Below are 17,664 nucleotides of genomic sequence, written 5' to 3' on the forward strand. Positions count from 1 at the left end.
TGCTGTCATGTTGAGATATTTGTTTCCTTCAACAGTATCACATCTTGATATCTTTCCGACGCCCATTCATGGCATAAATCTGATAAATACTGGGCTAGTTCCCCCTCGGTAATCTCAAATGGTATAATTATCCCTGCAGGTCTTCGCTTTCCTTCAGGACCTTGGAAGAATGCCAGCCAGCCGTCATTATGCCTTTCAATTATAACTTCTCGACCAAAAATACTGTAACTATAAACTTTCATTGTAAAAATTCTACTTTCTATTTTTTTTCGATGTTAATTGCCCAAATTGGTACAGGCTCTTTTGGCTATGTTTCTGAGGCCACGCTTAGCTAGAGGCTCTCTAGATTTTCTGGGACTCTTGCCCAATGAGGAACTCCAGATGTGAAAACCTTATTGGATGGGTTAAATATATCTGGGTTGTCTAAAGTGCCTGCTCCAACACTAATCAGGCCGAACTCTGTCTCACCCCAAAGATTTGAGCCACAGTTTTTGCAGAAATGTTGTTTTACGGTCCGCCCTTCACTTGATACCTTTTTGTAGATTTTTGGAATACCTAGTGAGCATAAGAAATCTGAACTCCTAACCATAAATCCTGGCCAGGCATCTGATCCGGTTATCATTCTACAATCACTACAGAAGCAAAAAAGCTGTAATACAGGTTCCCCCTTGATTTTGTAACGTACATTGCGACAAAAACATCCACCTTCTTGTAAGTAGCTCATTTATTTTTCCTTTATTTCCTATGAGAGTTTGATTGGCACAGCGTGCAACTTGATCGTATATTGGGGGGAGAGCTACTAATATTACATTTAAACCTGTGAGTGAGTAAATTTTGAGTCGCATTTTTCTTTGTCTAATAAATTGTTTGTGTGTAAGTCTTGGTTTTTTTGAATTTATTTTTAAGTCGATACGTTGGTACCTTCGTTTAGAGTTGTCTGAATAAATTTCTGGGTGTTTGGTTGGATGCCAGTGTGCTGGTGATGATGAAGAGGTGCCAAATTCGGAGGGTGTGGTGTGGATGGTCACTACGATGATGACAGATAACTTTTTTCGCTCCATGGCTACCGTTTGCTGAGATCATTTCTCTCCTTTTATTGGCCGCCTAGTACTAGTAGGTGTGTCTAAGTCACTTCATATAATTACAAGTTGTGATCTGGTAAGATCTCCCAGGTATCAGTGTCATAATAAAGAAGAGGTGATTGTAAAAAACTTGGAAGAGGGTGAGAGAGAATAGGTAGATGATTCATTGATGGGTTGAAGCTGACTGTTTCCGTATTTTTGAATCTCTCGGTCATAGATTGATTGCTGATGACAAAAACTATACTCTCAATAATATCCAAAAGATTCGTAGTTCCATAACCCTAATAAGATCAGTGATGATAAATCTGGGAGGATATTACCCTGATTGTCATTCTGTTAGATTCCTTGCTCAGGATTAAAAGAAGATATGCTCGAACAGTTCTCTATAAATATTTCCTCTTGGGCTATTGTGCTCATTCTGGCTATAGTTTTCCTGCTGCCAAAAGCCATTGTTATCGTTAAGCCAAAGCAGTACCACTTTGTGCTATTTCTTGGCAAATACTGGAAGACCGCTACTCCTGGATTCAACTTGATTATTCCCTACCTCTCATGGGTTGATAAAAAGGCATCCACAGCTCTGCACGAGACGCCGGTGGATCTTAACCTGAAGACCAGCAATCATGTTACCTTCGGTTTAGTACTTAAAGTACAGCACCAGGTATCGTCCGATGTGAAGCTTGCATATAAAGCGTTGTATGATCTGGAGAATTACCAATCTCAGCTGAAGTCTTTTGCCACTGATGCTGCAATTCCGGTAGCGAATGGCATTGAACTTGAAGATGTGTACAACAAAAAAGAACAGATAGCTGATAAAGCCAAAGAGCGCTTACGTGATTTTTTTCACGACTTTGGCGTTGAGATAGTCGATGTGCTTTCGGATGAGCCGCGTCTGCCCAAGTCTGTCGAAGTCCAGGCTAACAAGGTAATGGAAATGCAGCGGGAGAAGCAGGCGGCTACCTATGAAGCCGAAGCAATCCGTGAGCGGGAAGTGGGCAAGGCCAAAGCCGACGGTGAATCGGTTAAGATTCGTATGGAGAAAATGGGTGAAGCGCGTCGAGTTTATGCCGAGAGTGCCGCTGAAGCAGTCAAAGTGTTAACTAATGCCGGCACCAGTGCCGATGAGGCTTTACGATTTATGACTGCTATCGCCGACAATGATGCACTGGTGAGCGCCGCTCGCCACGGCAGTACTGTGGTTATGGCCACTGGCCAGTCGCAACAGGTGCCTGTTGCTCTGCCGATGCCGGAGAAACCTGCTGCCAAAGCTAAGTTTCGAACTCTAGAAGAAGTGCAACCCGTCTAAAAATAGTACTTTTACAGTGTGGGACAGGCTGGGGCTTTCGGCCTGTCTTGCAGCTCCCTTGGTCAGTGATGCATCGCTAATTATTATGTAATTTGTCTTAGTTTCTGTTTAGACCCACTTTGCATCAATTTCTTTGGCTTTGAATTCCTCCAGAATTTTTGGATTTTCTTCATTGTAAAAAGGGATAAGCTTTTTCAGGTTAGGTAGGAGATTCGTATCTGCAGTTGAGCGTATGTCAAAATCGTCTGTTGTTCCGCACCAAAATGGAATGATTTGAGTTCAGATAGGGTAACCGCCTTCCTGACGAAGTTCTGTGATATCTGTGAGCCACTCTTTCTTTACTTCTATTCTTCGAAAATAATCTTGCACTTCATGGATCGGGTCATAACCTTCTTCTTCTATATCTATTGTTCTCCCTAGATGATTGGCAGCAAACTCGAAAACATTAAATTCCGGTTGGATGACTTTATGGAAATACATCAGTTTTTCCAAAACTAGAAGCCTAAAGTTCTCGTCAGTAAATTCTGCGTATTCACTCACTATGATTTTTCCCTGTAAGTAATACAGATATGGATCTATTCTCGGTACTTTCTGAAGCACTGGGCTGGAGCACTGGGTAGTAGATTTTCCATCCTTGTTAGTCGTAAATAATCTCTTCTCTCTTTTTTAATACTGGAAGAAATTAGCTTCACATTAACAGGAAAAAGTGTGTATAAGTAGTCGTTGCGGAAGTTTTGACTATAAGTAAGTAAATACTCTAAATATTTACATGTTCAGTTTCTATTGTGCTTCTAGGTGGCTTTCTAGGGGTTTATAAGCCTGGAGTCACTGCACTTTTTCCACTAAGAAGAAAGGCGGGATCCAGCCGGTAGAACCGGCTTAGTTCTGCGTAAAGTTCAGGGTGTAACGCCCTCATGGCGATGGGAACCGTGTAGAAGCTTTCAGTTGCTACCGCAAAAAATTCGGCTGGAGATTGAGCGCCGTATAAATCCAGCGCAGAGGGGGTATCTCCCGGGATTTGGCCATACTCGGCTCTTTGCCGGAGGCGATGAAACTCCCTGCTCATTACCTCGGCCCAGTTGGCCCCTTCGTCTACCTTTTCAAATAGAGGGCGACCATCAAAGAAACCATCTTCCTCATCTACCTTGTGGGCGAATTCATGCAGAGCAACATTGTGTCCTCGTTGAGGAAATTGCAAGTCTTCTTCCAGGTCTCCCCAGGAAAGTACAACTGGTCCTCGGTAGTGGGCCTCGCCTTCCCGAGCACTGCGCTTGGCTGTTTCTATAAAGCCTTCCCTGCGGGTCTCGTGAGCGACATAGGTATCCGGGTAAAGCAGTAAACTGTACAAGTTAGGGTAGCATTCATTCTTACGTCCTAGCAGCAGCAGGCAGGCATGAGCGGCGATTGCAACTCTCATTTGCTCGGTAACCTGCAGGCCATCACAACCGACAAATTCCTTATCGTGTAGAAAGAGTGCAATATTACCACGCAGTTCTTGTTGCTGGTCGGCATTTAGGTAGCGATATAGGGGGAGCATCTCACGAACCAGCTGCAATTGTTCCGGAGTGAGTGCTTGTGAGCGACGGTGTCTGATACGCCAGCGGCGATAGAAGTGGGGCACAAACCAAACTGCTAGGGCGAGCAGGATAACAATGATAAAAGCGCTCATAGATTTATTGCTGACCGTTTGGTGGAGATATTCTCGCCAATTTCAAAAGCTTCACAACGAGTGCCTTGATGGTAAATCATTTGCCATTGATCATTATTGAGTACCCAAATAGAGGAACGCTTGCAGAAGTCTGAATAGTTACCCTGTTGATGGCGGTGAGCGCTGCGATAAAGTAGCAGTCGTACAGATTCAGAGAGTGCTGTACAGTGGTAATCCTGGCTGTGGATTTCCCCCTCGCTACTTTCTTTGGATTGCATCAGTGTAATTATCGAGTTGAGGTCAAAACTGCGCCCAGACTTCCCTACCTCATAAAAAGCTGGGTTTAATAGCTTCTCCACTATTGTCCGATTTCTACGGATTCCTGCACAGTGTAAGGCGGTTTCGTACTCAATCAACAGCTCTATATCGGACATCATTCCGCAGTTCCCTTTCTGGATTTAACCTCGTGGATTTTCTTGCAATTATTGGGTATCCCAACTCATACACTTTGCAAGTTTGACCTTACAGTCTGCCTGAGAAATAGACCTTTGGTTAAGATTCAGGTGATTTCTATCTGTTTTTCGGTTTCTGTTTCAATAATTTCAGAATTGGGGAGTTAGGCGCTTCTTTCAAGCCTCTTGGTTATTAAAGTTTTACCATTTAGTTGATTGCAGCGACTTGAAAAATGGCCTTAAGGTGCCAACACTTATGACGTCAGGGTGATTTTTCTATCACTGTGGAGATATTTATGCGTATGCGTTCCCTAATTGCTGCTCCCATATTGATATTCGGTGTCCTGCTCCAAGCGGTAGCCCAGTCGGGCGGTACGCCTCTGAAAGTGGCGATTGCCGGCGATGCTCCGCCTTATGTGATCAATAATGCTACCAGTGGCCTGGAAATAGATATTGTGCGGGAGGCACTTCCGGGATACTCCTTGGAATTTGTCCAGATGGGGTTTGCGGAAACCGCTCCGGCTCTGGAGCAGGGCAAAGTACAGGCGGCGGTCAATGTGATGAAAAAAGACGATGATCTTTTTTATTCCAACAATATGATCAGCTTTGCCAATTACGCCATTACCAAAGCCAGCGATAAAATGAAGATTGACAGCATTGCGGACCTTGCTGGTAAGAAGGTAATTACCTGGCAAGGTGCTCCAATGGATTTGGGGCCTGAGTTTAAAAATATGTATGGTCCGAACGGAACGCAACGTCAGAATATTATTCAGGCGCCAACTGCCCCCGACCTGGTTGCACAGTTTTGGAAAATGAAAGATGTGGTGGCGGTTGTGGATATGGAGCTGTTCAAGTTTTTCAGTAATAAAATGGGGCACAAAATGGATCAGGTCAACCTTTTCCAGATTTTTCCCCTAATGACAGATTTCCGTGTGGGGTTCCGAGATCAAAAGGTACGAGATGATTTTAATCGTGGATTAGCAGAGTTGTGTCGTACTAGCCGCTACAAGGAGTTATTGAAAAAGTACGATGTGGTGCAGAAGCAGGATATCTGTAAGTAATTGACAGGCCAAATTACTTTTTACTGGTAATATATACATGAAGGGCCGGGATCATCCCGGTCTTTTTTAGGTTAATACTACTTTTTATCTTGTTATGAAAATAGTTTCAAATTTTCTCATTTGTTTATCCGTTTGTGGCTGTTAGTTTTAAATTATGTCTACTTTGCTGGAATAAAAAGCGATATGCCCTTTAAGGAAACGGCATTCATCATACGGATCTTTATATTGCCAAGCAGCATCGCTAATGTTGTTACTATCAACCTGAATTGACCAGTAGCTGGCTTGGCCTTTAAATGGGCAGTAGCTGGTAGTTTTGCTTTCTATTAGCATTTTCTGTTTTACGTCGTCAAATGGAATATAAAAGACTTCAGGTAGGCCGGATTCTTTTACAGAGAGTGCTTTATCTGTCGATGCTATTGTTACCCCCTGAGAGTGTATTTGCACCTTTCTATTTAGTGGTGAAATCTCTACTTTGTGGTAGGGGTTCTCTTTAAATCCTGGTGCGGGATTGGTCATTTTCTGTAGCTCTCCTATTAACCCTGACATCAATCTTTAAATTGACTCTTTTATAGCGCACTTTTTATGGGCGAGTGGATTGTCAGTACGGGTCAAAGCAGACAAGTAGCGAGATTGTGGTCAACCCGAACTCTTACCCTGAACATTATTGTTAACTAAGACTCCTCACTACATAATTGATAAACTTTTTCCCTGATCCAAATATGTGCAGGGCTATAGTGGGTACGTTCATGCCAGGCCATTATTTTGCTGAATCCTGGAATATCAAATGGCAGTTCAGCTGTTGCAAGACCATCAATGCCGATTATGAGTTTCCTTGGAACTACTGCACATAGTTCACAGTTTTTCAGGACTTCTATCAAAGATAAAAAATTGGGGACAGAGATCGAAACGTGTCGGTGTCTGCCCAGGGAATCCAGAACAGTGTCTGTAACTCCGTGGAAAGCGTTGCCGGAAAAGGAAACTATTCCATGTTTCATGCTACAGAAATTACCTACAGTCAGTTTTTTGCCGGCCATTGGGTGACCGTCTGCCATAATGCAGATATAGCTTTCCTCGAATAGTGTTTTTGCCCGTAGCTCCTTATGCGCGGCATCGGGCGTAGTGATTGCCAAGTCCAGCTGACCCCGCTCCATTAGGGCAAACAGTTGCACATCATTTATTGGCTGGATTGAGATTTGAATATCTGGAGCTTCTTCCTGTAGGGCGTAGATTAGTGGTGTGACGACTGCCTTTAGTGCGTAGTCGGTGGCCGCAATGGAAAACGCCATGGTGCTCCCTTTTGGGTCAAAAGTTGTAGGCGCCAGGATGCTCTCTATTTCACTTAGAATTTTCTTAACCGGATCTGCCAGTTCCAGTGCCCGAAGGGTGGGGTTGATGCCATGTTGCGAACGAGTAAAGAGAGGGTCATTGAGGCTGTTGCGCAATCTGGTGAGCATGCCGCTAACGGCTGGCTGGGTAACGGATAACCGCTCAGCCGCGCGGGATACATTGCGTTCGTCCATCAGAGTATCAAAGGCCCTGAGTAGGTTTAGGTCGATGTTTCTGATATTTGCCATTGCTATTTGCAGCTACAGGTCTCTACGTTAATGGGTGGTCTCATTATAAATTCTGTGACTTTATACGATAGCTTCGTGCTGGGTTTTTAGTGCTAGGCACTGAACTCAATAGGAAAGGTTGGGGAGGCGAGCGCTTACTTGGGCTTGGATGCAGCATCAGAGAAAAGAAAAAGGGCTTATATCTTGCGATATAAGCCCTCTTGTATGGCGCGCTCGGGAGGATTCGAACCTCCGACCGCCTGGTTCGTAGCCAGGTACTCTATCCAGCTGAGCTACGAGCGCGTTGTGGTTGCGAACTATAGTCAGTTGATCCTGTTAAGTCAACTAATTTTTAAGGAAAACTCTTTAAAAATCCGCAGCTTACCGAACTTCTTCGCTCTCTAGGAAGTGACTTCGAAGATCGATAGGGCGCGCATTCTGCCGCGTGGTTAGGGAGTTTGCAAGCCCTATTTTAAAAATAGTTGCTCCGACGCCTGTAAGTAACAATCTTTGGACTTGCGGGGGAGGGTACTTACATCCGCCTTTGCTGGCGGGGAACTATACTTAGTGCTCCAGACTATGGTGGTTGCTTCAGTTTAGGAAGTTGTCCGTCCCAGATTTAGTGAGATCCTATGGCAATGGCAGACGACCAGGATAAAGGGCAAAAGCTGCCGCCAGAGGACCCGCAATCCCCTCTCTCAAGTAAACCCCTCCAACAGAGTCCTCTAAGTTGGTTGCAGTACTTGGTCCTGATCTTTCTGGTCATTATGACCTTTCAATATTGCTCCAATGGTCGCTTCGGTAGTCCTAAGGAGCCCCTTGCTTACAGTGAATTTAAGAAGTCAGTCAGTGAGGGCAAGGTTGCGACTGTGGTTTTTGAGGGCGAACGAATTATTGGAACTTTCAAAGAACCCACTAACAAGGCAAAGCTTGAACAAGGCAGGAAGGGGGAGCCTCGCGAGCCCCAGCGTTTTATTACTACCATACCCTCGGTACAGGACCCTGAATTACTTCCGTTATTGGAAAAGCAGAAAGTTGAAATCCAGGCGGAGTCGTCCCAGGGAGGTATTTTACAACGCTTGCTTATTCTTCTTCTTCCCTGGATCTTAATAATTGGCCTACTTATCTGGTTAGGGCGTCGTATGCAGGAGCGTATGAGTGGCGCTGCACCTGGAAGTCCTTTCGGCTTTGCACGCTCTCCGGCTAAACGCTATGAACGCAGTGAGTCCCAAGTGACCTTTGACGATGTGGCGGGTCTAAGTAATGCCAAGAAAGATCTACAGGAAATAGCCGGTTACCTCAAAGACCCGGAGCATTATCGCAAGCTTGGGGCGAAGATTCCCAAAGGCATACTCCTGATGGGTCCTCCAGGCACAGGTAAGACATTAATGGCCAAAGCCTTGGCGGGGGAAAGTGAGGCTCCGTTTTTCAGTATCAGCGGTTCAGAATTTATCGAGATGTTTGTTGGTGTCGGCGCATCGCGGGTGAGGGATATGTTTGCCGATGCAAAGAAGGAGGCACCCGCGATTATCTTTATTGATGAGATTGACTCTGTCGGGCGCGCACGGGGGACCGGTCTTGGCGGTGGGCACGATGAGCGCGAACAAACCCTTAATCAGATACTGGGAGAAATGGATGGCTTCGATCCCCAGGAAGCGGTAGTTGTGGTCGCAGCCACCAACCGGCCAGACGTGTTGGATGCCGCGCTCCTGCGCCCAGGGCGATTCGACCGCAAGATTACCCTGGACTTGCCGGATAAAGTGGCTCGGGAGGAGATACTGCAAATTCACTCGCGGGAAGTTCCCCTTGATAAAGATGTTGATTTGGAGCGCCTGGCTGCACTGACTGCGGGCTTTGCCGGAGCAGACCTGGAAAACCTAATCAATGAGGCCGCCCTATTGGCTGGCAGGGAAAATAAGTCAACGGTGGACATGGATTGTCTGTTACGTGCCAGGGATAAAGTAGTGCTCGGTGGCGAGCGGGAAATGGTGATGGGAGAAAATGATAAGAGAACAGTTGCCTACCATGAAGCCGGTCATGCACTGGTAGCTAGCCTGCTACCCAATGCTGATCCCCTGGAAAAGGCCACCATCATCCCCCGCGGGCATAGTCTTGGGGCAACGGAACAAATTCCTGCTGAGGAACACCACAATATGCGAACCAGTTACCTGAAGGATCGCATCGGCGTAATGCTGGGGGGGAGGCTGGCTGAGCGTGTGGTTTTTGGTGAGGTCAGCACTGGAGCAGAATCGGACTTGAAGCAGGCTACGCGCCTGGCCCGCCATATGGTTACTCACTGGGGAATGAGTGACAAATTGGGGCCGGTGGCCTTTCGCCGTGGAGAAGAACATATATTCCTGGGCAAGGAGATGGCCCAGCAAAAGGATTTTAGTGAGCATACTTCAGAAATTATCGATGATGAAATTATTGCTCTAGTGAGTGGCATAGAACGAGAGGTCGAGCAACTTTTGAGGAAACATCGCAGGCAATTGGACGCACTTGCGGAGGCTCTATTGGAAAATGAAACTCTGGATGGGAACGAAATGCACAAGATCATTGCGCAAGTGGACGATGCAGATTCATCAACACACTAATTATCCAAAAAAATCTTTATAAAATTTACAAAAGTACAACCGGACTTAGTGGTCAGTACTTTAACATTCTTTGGCAAATCAAGATAAGTCTCGATGAATTTTGGGTATTAGTTAAATATCTACAAGTACCAGTTTTTAACTTTTCTCTATTTAGGGTAAGTAAATTAAATATATGACTAATTAGTCTGTCCAATTGGTTTTAATCCGCTGCGGCAATGGATATTGTTTTCTGTGCATATTGCGAGCTGTTTTATTTTGGCATTTTCAATGGATGTCAGATTATTACTATTTTTATTAATAGAGGGTCGATCGAGGGTGCGATTTATAAAAGACTGCTAGCAGCCCAAGACAGAATTTTTTGCACTCAAACAGTGCGTTTTGCAATTTTTATATCCGTTACTTTTTTATTTTTCTGTTGAAAGCGAACTTTCCAGACTTATTGAGTTATTTTTATCGTTATCCACGATAAATAGACTTCCACCCAGGGGTATGAGCCTGTAACCTGTCTGCGTCACAGAAATCATGCAAATTCTGTGTCTCTTTATCAGCACGGTCTTAGATCGGAGCTCCGTTAAAGTCGGAATCTCATAAGAGAGTAGAGCGGCGGGGCCAGGTAGTACCGATTGCGATAAGTCCGTTGTTGTAGATAAAAAAAATAAAACAATGGAGAGAAAACATGGGAAGTCCGTCAAGACTCAAGCAGCATACTGCTCTGCTTTCCGCCTGTTCAGTAGCAACTCTTTGGTTAGCCAGTGGTGCAATCCCTAGTTTTGCCGCTGAGGGTTCGGTTAGTACTCTTATGGAAGAGGTGCAAGTCACCGCACGTAAACGCGCCGATGCGGAGATATTGCAGGAGGTTCCGGTAGCGGCAACTGCCTACTCCGGCGATCAGCTGGAGGCCTTGCATACTAAAGATCTGCAAAGCCTTTCATTCAAAATGCCCAATGTTCAACTGGAGGATGTGGGCACCGTCAAAAATACCGCGAACTTTACTGTGCGTGGGCTTGGAATTAACAGCTCCATTCCATCTATTGACCCCACTGTTGGGGTTTTTGTTGATGGAATGTACCTGGGGGTTAATGCGGGTGTTGTTACTGACCTGTTTGACCTGGAAGGTATTGAGGTTTTACGAGGCCCGCAGGGGTTGTTATTTGGTCGTAATGTCACCGGTGGTGCTGTGGTAATAAAGACCGCACGCCCAACAGAAGAATTTTCTTCCCGAGTCAAGGTCTCGGTTACAGATAACCTGGATACAGTAACTGCAGGTTCCATCAATGGAGCTATCGCGGATTCGGTCAATGGTCGCCTGACTGTTTATTACAATGATGACCGGGGCTGGTTCGAGAATGTGGCAACAGGCAATGATAATGCCGGAGCCTCCGACAGTTGGTTTATTCGTCCAAGCTTTAGTATCCAGTTGGACGAGACCGCGGAGTTACTGGTGCGCATGGAGCACGGCCGCATGGATTCTGATGGCGTGGTGGCGCAAAACCGCGGCTACGAATCGACCATGGTTCAGACTTTAGAGGGGCTGCAGTTCGCACCAAGTGCGCCCATATTTGCTGCAGCATTTGGCGTGGATGATTGGGATAACGGCAAAGATTCATTTGAAGTGGCTCAGGATGAAGAGGGCTACCAGAAAGATGAGTGGAGCCAGATAATTACCGAGTTCAATAAAGATGTGGCCTTTGGCGATGGCACCATCACCAATATACTCGCCTGGCGTGAGTACGAGGCCCGTGGTATTGGCGATATTGATTCACTACCGGTTACTCTTTTCCATGCAGATTCCAGTGTGGACCAGAGCCAGCTTAGTAATGAGCTTCGCTATGCTGGGCGTTTTGGTCGCACGGCCCTGACCACCGGAGTGTACTGGTTCAGTCAGGATATAACTTATCTTGAAAACAGACTGTTAGAGTTTGGGCAAACTAGTATAACGGGGGGAGGAGAGCAGGATCACAGTACCTATGGCATCTTTGCACAGGCAGATATTGATCTGAATGAAGCCTGGGTACTGACCTTGGGCGGACGCTATTCGAGCGAAGAAAAAGATGCAAAAATTGCCTCAATTCCATTGAATTTCTGCACTCTGGATGGTTGTGCGGCCTATGACTTTGAGGACAGCCAGAGCTGGAATGCCTTTACGCCAAAGGTTGGACTGCAGTGGACTGTATCTGAAGATACCCAGCTGTATACGTTCTGGACCAAGGGCTTCCGCAGTGGTGGTTACAACTTCCGCAACGCAGGTATTAATCCGAGTACCGGCAGGCCCTATACCCCTCAGGTAACTGATCAGGAAGAGCAAAGTAGCTTTGAGATTGGTGCCAAGGTAGATTGGCTGGATGGACGTTTGCGGACCAATATGGCGGTTTTCCATAACACCATTGATGATATGCAGAGGGAGGAAAACCTGCCTGATCCATTCACTGGTGTTGCACAGATAATCCGTAACACCGCCGATGCCACTATTCGGGGAGCTGAGTTGGAGGCCATGGCGGTTCTAACTGAGAACCTGCTGTTTACTTTTAATGTCGGCTACGTGGATGGTGACTACGACAAAGTACTGGGAGATCTCAATGGGGATGGTGTTGTAGATGGCACTGACCTTGGTCTTGAGATTCCTCGCCTAGCTCCATGGACATATGGTGTCGGATTTGTCCATGATCTGCAGTTAGGCGCCTATGGTAGTTTGACCTCCCGCATTAATTTTAATCATCGGGATGCGGCGCCTTATACCGATGATAATCGCGGAATGTTGTCCGAAGTCGATATGCTGGACTTCAGTATTGGCTATACACCGGATAGTGGCAGTTTCACTGTCTCCATGTTTGGTAAGAATATGCTGGATGAAGTGACAGAGGGTAACAATACTCAGCTGCCGCCTATTATGGGAGGGGTTGGTGCGAGCTTTACTCCGCTCAATAAAGGGCGTGTTATGGGGCTGGAGCTTCTCTACGAGTTCTAAGTTGCCATAGTTTATTGACCCTTACTCTCAGTTAGGTAAATCGTTTTCGCCGAAATGGTGAATAGCGGCCAGGCAGTCTTTTGGGGAGTTCTAGAAACTTCTTGGGAGATTTCCTGGCCGCTTCTGGTTTGCAGCTTATAGACTGTTTTACTCCCTGATTAAAGAAGCAGGACTTTTGGGCTGGTGCCTTGATAGATTCTCATACTGCCCCATTTTAAAAAAGTTGAGACAGCCCTAGGGCAATTTTAAGAATAACCCCTGTTGAAGGAGTGAACATGCGCGCAATTGATCTGCCGGAGTATGGTGGCCCAGAGAAAATGCAGGTCGCAGACCTGCCTACGCCAATTCCGGCCGCAGATGAAGTGTTGGTGAAGATTTCTGCCGCGGGGGTGAACCGGCCTGATATTGTTCAGCGCAATGGTCTTTACCCGGCTCCACCGGGAGCTTCTTCAATCCTTGGCCTGGAAGTGGCTGGAGAAGTGGTTGCCGTGGGGGATGAAGTCAAGCGCTGGAAATTGGGCGATAAAGTTTGTGCTCTGACTAATGGCGGTGGTTATGCGGAGTTCGTAGCAGTTCCGGAGGGGCAATGTTTATCCATTCCTGTCGGTTTGACCGAGGTTGAAGCGGCGGCCCTGCCTGAGACTTTCTTTACTGTATGGAGCAATGTATTCGACAGGGCAAAGTTACAGAGCGGTGAAATTTTGTTGGTGCATGGCGGCTCTTCGGGGATTGGTACCACCGCTATTCAGCTGGCACATCACTTGGGTTCCAGGGTTTTTGCTACTGCCGGCTCTTCCGAAAAATGTGAGGCTTGTGAGAGGCTCGGTGCCGAGAGGGCAATTAATTATCACGAAGAAGACTTCGTGGCGGTAGTGCGCGAAGCTACGGCAGGCCATGGTGCCGATGTCATCCTGGATATGGTCGGAGGGGAATATATAGAGCGTAATATTCGTATGGCAGCCTATGACGGCCGGATTGTAAATATTGCCTTCCTCAAAGGTTCTAAAGTTGAGGTCAATATGCTGCCGGTGATGCTTAAGCGCCTCACACTGACAGGTTCTACACTGAGAGCCCGCACCGCTGAGGTGAAAGCGGATATTGCCTATTCGCTCGAAACCAAAGTTTGGCCGTTAATTGAGGCAGAAAAAATTCGCCCGCAAATTGCAGCTCAATTCCCTCTCGAGCAGGTAGCTGAAGCGCATCGTTTATTGGAGTCCGGTAAAGTTATTGGAAAAATTGTATTAACGCTTTAACGCGCTTTTTTATACGGTTTCCTTTTACTCATTGTGATGGGGGAGGGGAGACCTGAACAATCATCCCTTCGGGTGTGTTGCTTGGAGAGCAAAACCTGTCGGGTGTTTGCTGTGTTGATGGCCGCATGGATACATCATCACTCATCATCTCTACATAAGCCTTGTAGAGGTTGCTGATATTGCGCACATACTGTACCGGTTCGGAGCCTCGCACATAACCGTAACGCGCCCGTTTAAAGTACTGGGGTTGGGCCAGTTTCAGCATGGCCACCTCGACGTTGTCGAACCAGACATTTGGGTCCAGCCCCAGCTGTTCGGCAAGCCGTTGCGCATCGAGTAGATGCCCGTAACCTGCGTTGTAGGAAGCGAGGGTGAACCACAGTTTGTTCACCGTGGGCAGGGCGGGATTAAATCTGTCTCTTACCCAGTCCATATATTTTACGCCCGCTTTGATACCACGCTCTGGCTCAAACAGTGGTGGGGGGAATCCCATTTCTTCTGCGGTTGCTGGCATCACCTGCATCAGGCCCTGTGCGCCAACTGGGGATACCGCTTTGGGATTAAAGTTACTTTCTTGCCACATTTGGGCGACGATCATGCGCCAGTCAAAATCGTATTTAAAGGCGGATTCTTTAACCAAGTCATCGTAGGGAGATAAGTTTTCCCCCGGGATAACCCGGGTGCTTACTCTTTGCATAAAACGTTTATTTGGCTCGAAATATGCTGCGTATTGCTTTTTGTATTTATCGGTTTTTCGGTAACTTGTCAGGAACTTATTAAGATTTTGCAGCAAGTGCCAGTTTTGACGCAGAACCAGCCAGCCCTCTGGTGTTGGATCGCCTAGTACTGTGCCTAGCACTAAGTTCGGTTGAACTGATGCTTCAATTTTTGCGCGACCGGAGTGGGCGATAGTGGCATCCACCAAGCCCTCCGCAATCATCGAAAATATCTGAGACTGGGAAATATCTGGTGGTGCCACCCGTATATCCACGTCGATGCCCGCATTTTGTAGTGTTTTTGCTGTTTCAATAAATGAAGAATAAGCACGTAAGGTGAGTTTGCGCCCGTTTAAATCCTGAATTTGTTTGATGGGCGGAGTTCCCCTACCACTCACTACTTGCTCAGTAGATTCAACGACAGGTTTGGTAAATACCATTCCCTGTTTTTCTACCGCTGATGTAATATTCATTTCCGCTCCGGCAAAATCACCGCGACCTGCTCTGAGCCAATCTGCCAGGTTTTCCTCATAGGGCACCACGATAACTTGCAATTGGAGTTTGTGTTTGTCTGCAAAAGCCTTAGCTAGATCGTAGTCAAAGCCCATCAACAACCCCTTCCACAGGAAATAGGTGGTGGGGCCATTGTAGGTGAGCAGGCGGATTACTCCTGATTTTTTAATACCTTTCCAGTCAGTGATTCGCTCTTCTTGCGCTTTCACCAAATTACGGGTGAGAAAATTATCTACAGTGGACTGCAGGCGCTTGGAGGTTTTACGCATTCCCCAGGCAATGTTCTGGGGTTCGCTTACATAAGCACCAAGGCGTAAGTCGTCGCGGTAATTACGCAGGTCTTGTGCTGAATAATCCTCGAGAACTGCCACCCAGTTATTTTCCTCGTTCATCTTATCTACAAGACCATCGCGGTTACCGTGGATTTTATATTCCCGCATGCTCAGGTTGGCATCCGGAAATTCCGCGATTAGCTGCTGAGCAGTCTCTACATTGGCGGAACCTTTAGGGACAATAAGCTCGACATTATTTAATTTGCTCGGTTCGGTGATATCTGGTCCTGAGGCGCCGGTTACCAGTTGCCGCCGGGCCTGGCGAATAGGTACGCTAAAGTCAATTTGCTCTTCACGGGAATCGGTGACTGTCAGATCATAGGCGATGATATCTGCCTCTCCGGCGAGGAGCATTTTAATGGCATCGTCAGGGGTTTCTGCCTTGATCCATTTGGCTTCCAGTTTTAGCTTGTCGGCCAGTTTATTTGCCAATTCAAAGTGGCGAAGGCTGACCACGCTATCCCGGGGCAGCATATTTTCAGATGCACCGGTCAGGTTTACAAAGCGGATAGTGCCGTGTTTTTTTATTTCACGCAGATCACCGGTTTCAATGTAATTGACCTGCTGCTCTTTGGCGGGGATAACAGGGGGAGTGACGTTTTCAGGCTGTATGTTTTCTTGGCTCGTAGCAACCCCTGCCGGGCTGGCAAGGTCGCTTTCTTTTCCCTCTTTACTACATGCGGCAATGGCCAATACAAGTATTGAGAGGAAAATCACAGCCCAACAGGTGGGTCTGACTGCACTGTTAGCAGATCCCATAGATCGCTCCATAAGCTCTCTACAGGACGATTATAGTGTCGTGCCTAGGGCGCTTTTCTATTCTGGACTTTAGTCTCCAATACTTTCCACCCTTGCAGAAAAGTTCCCGCGGGCCAGTTTAATATTGACCTCCTGGTCTGCTTCCAGAGTACGGCCGTCTTTAATGGCTCTGCCGTTGGTGTCCATAGCGATAGCATAACCCCGTTGTAGAACCGCCAGTGGACTCACATTGTGAAGTAACTGTGCCAGGAGGTTGAGTTTGTCGTTATTGTGCTTCAAACGAAATTCAGTAACGCGTTGCAGGTTCGATTCTGCTTGTTGCAGCTTTTCACGTTTCTCCTGAATATGACGCTTTGGTTGGTAATGGACAAATGACCGTTGGGCCGAGGCCAGTTGGGCTCGACGCTGCTGGGTTTGCAGCTGTCCGGCGGCAAACAGGCGCATTTCAATGTGGTCCAGGTGCTGGGCACGATTCTGTAACTGCTCGCGAGGGTGGCGCAGGCGGTTGCGCTTCAACATGACCAGTTGCTGTAAGTGGCGCATCTGGTGTTGTATTGCTCGATATAACCGAACTCTGCTATTTTCGAGCCGTTGAAATAACTCCGCTGCATTTGCGCTGGCGATCTCCGCTGCGGCTGAAGGGGTGGGAGCGCGCAAGTCGGCGGCCAAGTCTGAAATTGTGGTATCGGTTTCGTGGCCTACTGCGGAAATTGTGGGGATGGGGCAGGCAGCCAGTGCCCTGGCTACGACTTCTTCGTTAAAAGGCCACAGGTCCTCCAGTGAGCCGCCTCCACGTCCCACAATCAGCAGCTCATGGCGGCCGCTGCTACCGGCTTTTTCAATTGCCGCGGCAATTTGTTGTGCCGCCCCCTGTCCCTGAACAGCTACCGGCCATAGCTCGATTTCCGCGGCTGGGTAACGGCGACCTAATACATGGATCATATCGCGAACGGCGGCACCGGTTGGTGAGGTAATAATGCCAATATTGGTGGGCAAGTAGGGCAGGTTGCGCTTACGTGATGGATCGAATAATCCCTCGGCCTGCAACTTTGCTTTGAGTTGCTCCAACTGGCGCATCAGTGCACCGAAGCCGGCCTCTTCCATATGCTCGATAATGAGCTGGAATTCCCCGCGTCCTTCATAGAGGCTTACCCGTGCGCGGATCAGTACTTCGCGACCATTCTGTGGGCGAAAGGCCACATTGCGGTTACGTCCGCGGAACATGGCACAACGCACCTGTGCGTGTGCATCTTTAAGGCTGAAATACCAATGGCCTGAGCTGGGCACAGTAAAATTGGATATCTCCCCGCTGATCCATAATAGGGGTACGTTGCTCTCCAGCAGGTGTTTCACCTCGCGATTTAGTTCGCTTACAGACAGGACGCTGCGCTTTTGGTTGGGGGAGCTGGATTGCATCTGGGTCTCACTGGGAA

Annotated in this window: 14 protein-coding genes, 1 tRNA gene and 1 pseudogene; 5 read left to right on the plus strand and 11 right to left on the minus strand. The window is 47.3% G+C overall.

Features of this window, described 5'->3' with window-relative positions; translation table 11 throughout:
* Positions 1–5: 5 nt before the first annotated feature.
* From ACJJIP_RS05200 to ACJJIP_RS05210, 3 genes are all read right to left on the minus strand, one after another.
* Complete coding sequence (locus ACJJIP_RS05200; protein ID WP_020413571.1) at positions 6–242, minus strand: DUF7661 family protein; 237 nt, start codon at positions 240–242, stop codon at positions 6–8.
* An 89-nt stretch (positions 243–331) separates the two neighbouring features.
* Positions 332–724, minus strand: coding sequence for a GFA family protein (locus ACJJIP_RS05205; protein WP_083922733.1), 393 nt, complete (start codon positions 722–724; stop codon positions 332–334).
* Positions 633–1,061 carry a hypothetical protein gene (locus ACJJIP_RS05210; protein ID WP_444946946.1) on the minus strand — a complete coding sequence of 143 codons (429 nt, stop codon included), beginning with the start codon at positions 1,059–1,061 and terminating at the stop codon, positions 633–635. The genes ACJJIP_RS05205 and ACJJIP_RS05210 overlap by 92 nt, the downstream gene beginning before the upstream one ends.
* A gap of 388 nt (positions 1,062–1,449) precedes the next feature.
* Between ACJJIP_RS05210 and ACJJIP_RS05215 the strand changes: the two genes are divergently transcribed.
* Entirely contained in the window at positions 1,450–2,385 is a 936-nt protein-coding gene (locus tag ACJJIP_RS05215; RefSeq protein ID WP_020413570.1) for an SPFH domain-containing protein, read from the plus strand.
* 108 nt (positions 2,386–2,493) lie between these two features.
* On the opposite strand, the pseudogene ACJJIP_RS05220 reads toward ACJJIP_RS05215, so the two are convergent.
* The 3 genes and pseudogenes from ACJJIP_RS05220 to ACJJIP_RS05230 form a co-directional block, all read right to left on the minus strand.
* Positions 2,494–2,985, minus strand: a pseudogene (locus ACJJIP_RS05220) (DUF6892 domain-containing protein).
* 211 nt (positions 2,986–3,196) lie between these two features.
* Positions 3,197–4,054, minus strand: coding sequence for a M90 family metallopeptidase (locus ACJJIP_RS05225; RefSeq protein WP_444946356.1), 858 nt, complete (start codon positions 4,052–4,054; stop codon positions 3,197–3,199).
* Positions 4,051–4,470, minus strand: coding sequence for a nuclear transport factor 2 family protein (locus ACJJIP_RS05230; protein ID WP_020413567.1), 420 nt, complete (start codon positions 4,468–4,470; stop codon positions 4,051–4,053). The genes ACJJIP_RS05225 and ACJJIP_RS05230 overlap by 4 nt, the downstream gene beginning before the upstream one ends.
* Before the next feature lie 311 nt (positions 4,471–4,781).
* On the opposite strand from ACJJIP_RS05230, the gene ACJJIP_RS05235 reads away from it, so the two are divergent.
* Positions 4,782–5,546 (plus strand): substrate-binding periplasmic protein, encoded by a 765-nt coding sequence (locus ACJJIP_RS05235; protein WP_282952818.1) that lies wholly within the window; start codon positions 4,782–4,784, stop codon positions 5,544–5,546.
* Between the two features lie 147 nt (positions 5,547–5,693).
* On the opposite strand, the gene ACJJIP_RS05240 is transcribed toward ACJJIP_RS05235, so the two are convergent.
* The 3 genes from ACJJIP_RS05240 to ACJJIP_RS05250 all read right to left on the minus strand — a co-directional run bounded on the left by ACJJIP_RS05240 (position 5,694) and on the right by ACJJIP_RS05250 (position 7,402).
* Entirely contained in the window at positions 5,694–6,062 is a 369-nt protein-coding gene (locus ACJJIP_RS05240) for a DUF427 domain-containing protein (protein WP_020413565.1), read from the minus strand.
* A 155-nt stretch (positions 6,063–6,217) separates the two neighbouring features.
* Positions 6,218–7,120: a LysR family transcriptional regulator gene (locus ACJJIP_RS05245; RefSeq protein WP_444946357.1), complete on the minus strand. Its 903-nt coding sequence runs from the start codon at positions 7,118–7,120 to the stop codon at positions 6,218–6,220.
* Positions 7,121–7,325: 205 nt separating this feature from the next.
* A tRNA-Arg gene (locus ACJJIP_RS05250) sits at positions 7,326–7,402 on the minus strand.
* 329 nt (positions 7,403–7,731) lie between these two features.
* Here ACJJIP_RS05250 and ftsH point away from each other — a divergent pair.
* From ftsH to ACJJIP_RS05265, 3 genes are all read left to right on the plus strand, one after another.
* Complete coding sequence (gene ftsH / locus ACJJIP_RS05255; RefSeq protein WP_444946358.1) at positions 7,732–9,693, plus strand: ATP-dependent zinc metalloprotease FtsH; 1,962 nt, start codon at positions 7,732–7,734, stop codon at positions 9,691–9,693.
* A 676-nt stretch (positions 9,694–10,369) separates the two neighbouring features.
* The gene (locus tag ACJJIP_RS05260) at positions 10,370–12,658 is read left to right on the plus strand and encodes a TonB-dependent receptor (protein WP_444901177.1); all 2,289 of its coding nucleotides are present in this window, start codon (positions 10,370–10,372) and stop codon (positions 12,656–12,658) included.
* Positions 12,659–12,933: 275 nt separating this feature from the next.
* Entirely contained in the window at positions 12,934–13,911 is a 978-nt protein-coding gene (locus ACJJIP_RS05265) for an NAD(P)H-quinone oxidoreductase (RefSeq protein WP_444946359.1), read from the plus strand.
* 28 nt (positions 13,912–13,939) lie between these two features.
* On the opposite strand, the gene ACJJIP_RS05270 is transcribed toward ACJJIP_RS05265, so the two are convergent.
* Together ACJJIP_RS05270 and xseA are read right to left on the minus strand one after the other, a co-directional pair.
* On the minus strand, positions 13,940–16,231 hold the full coding sequence (locus ACJJIP_RS05270; RefSeq protein ID WP_444946360.1) for a transporter substrate-binding domain-containing protein: 2,292 nt from the start codon (positions 16,229–16,231) through the stop codon (positions 13,940–13,942).
* Between the two features lie 69 nt (positions 16,232–16,300).
* The gene (gene xseA / locus ACJJIP_RS05275) at positions 16,301–17,647 is read right to left on the minus strand and encodes an exodeoxyribonuclease VII large subunit (RefSeq protein WP_444946361.1); all 1,347 of its coding nucleotides are present in this window, start codon (positions 17,645–17,647) and stop codon (positions 16,301–16,303) included.
* Between the last annotated feature and the right edge of the window lie 17 nt (positions 17,648–17,664).

It is taken from the genome of Microbulbifer variabilis (genome assembly GCF_052467165.1).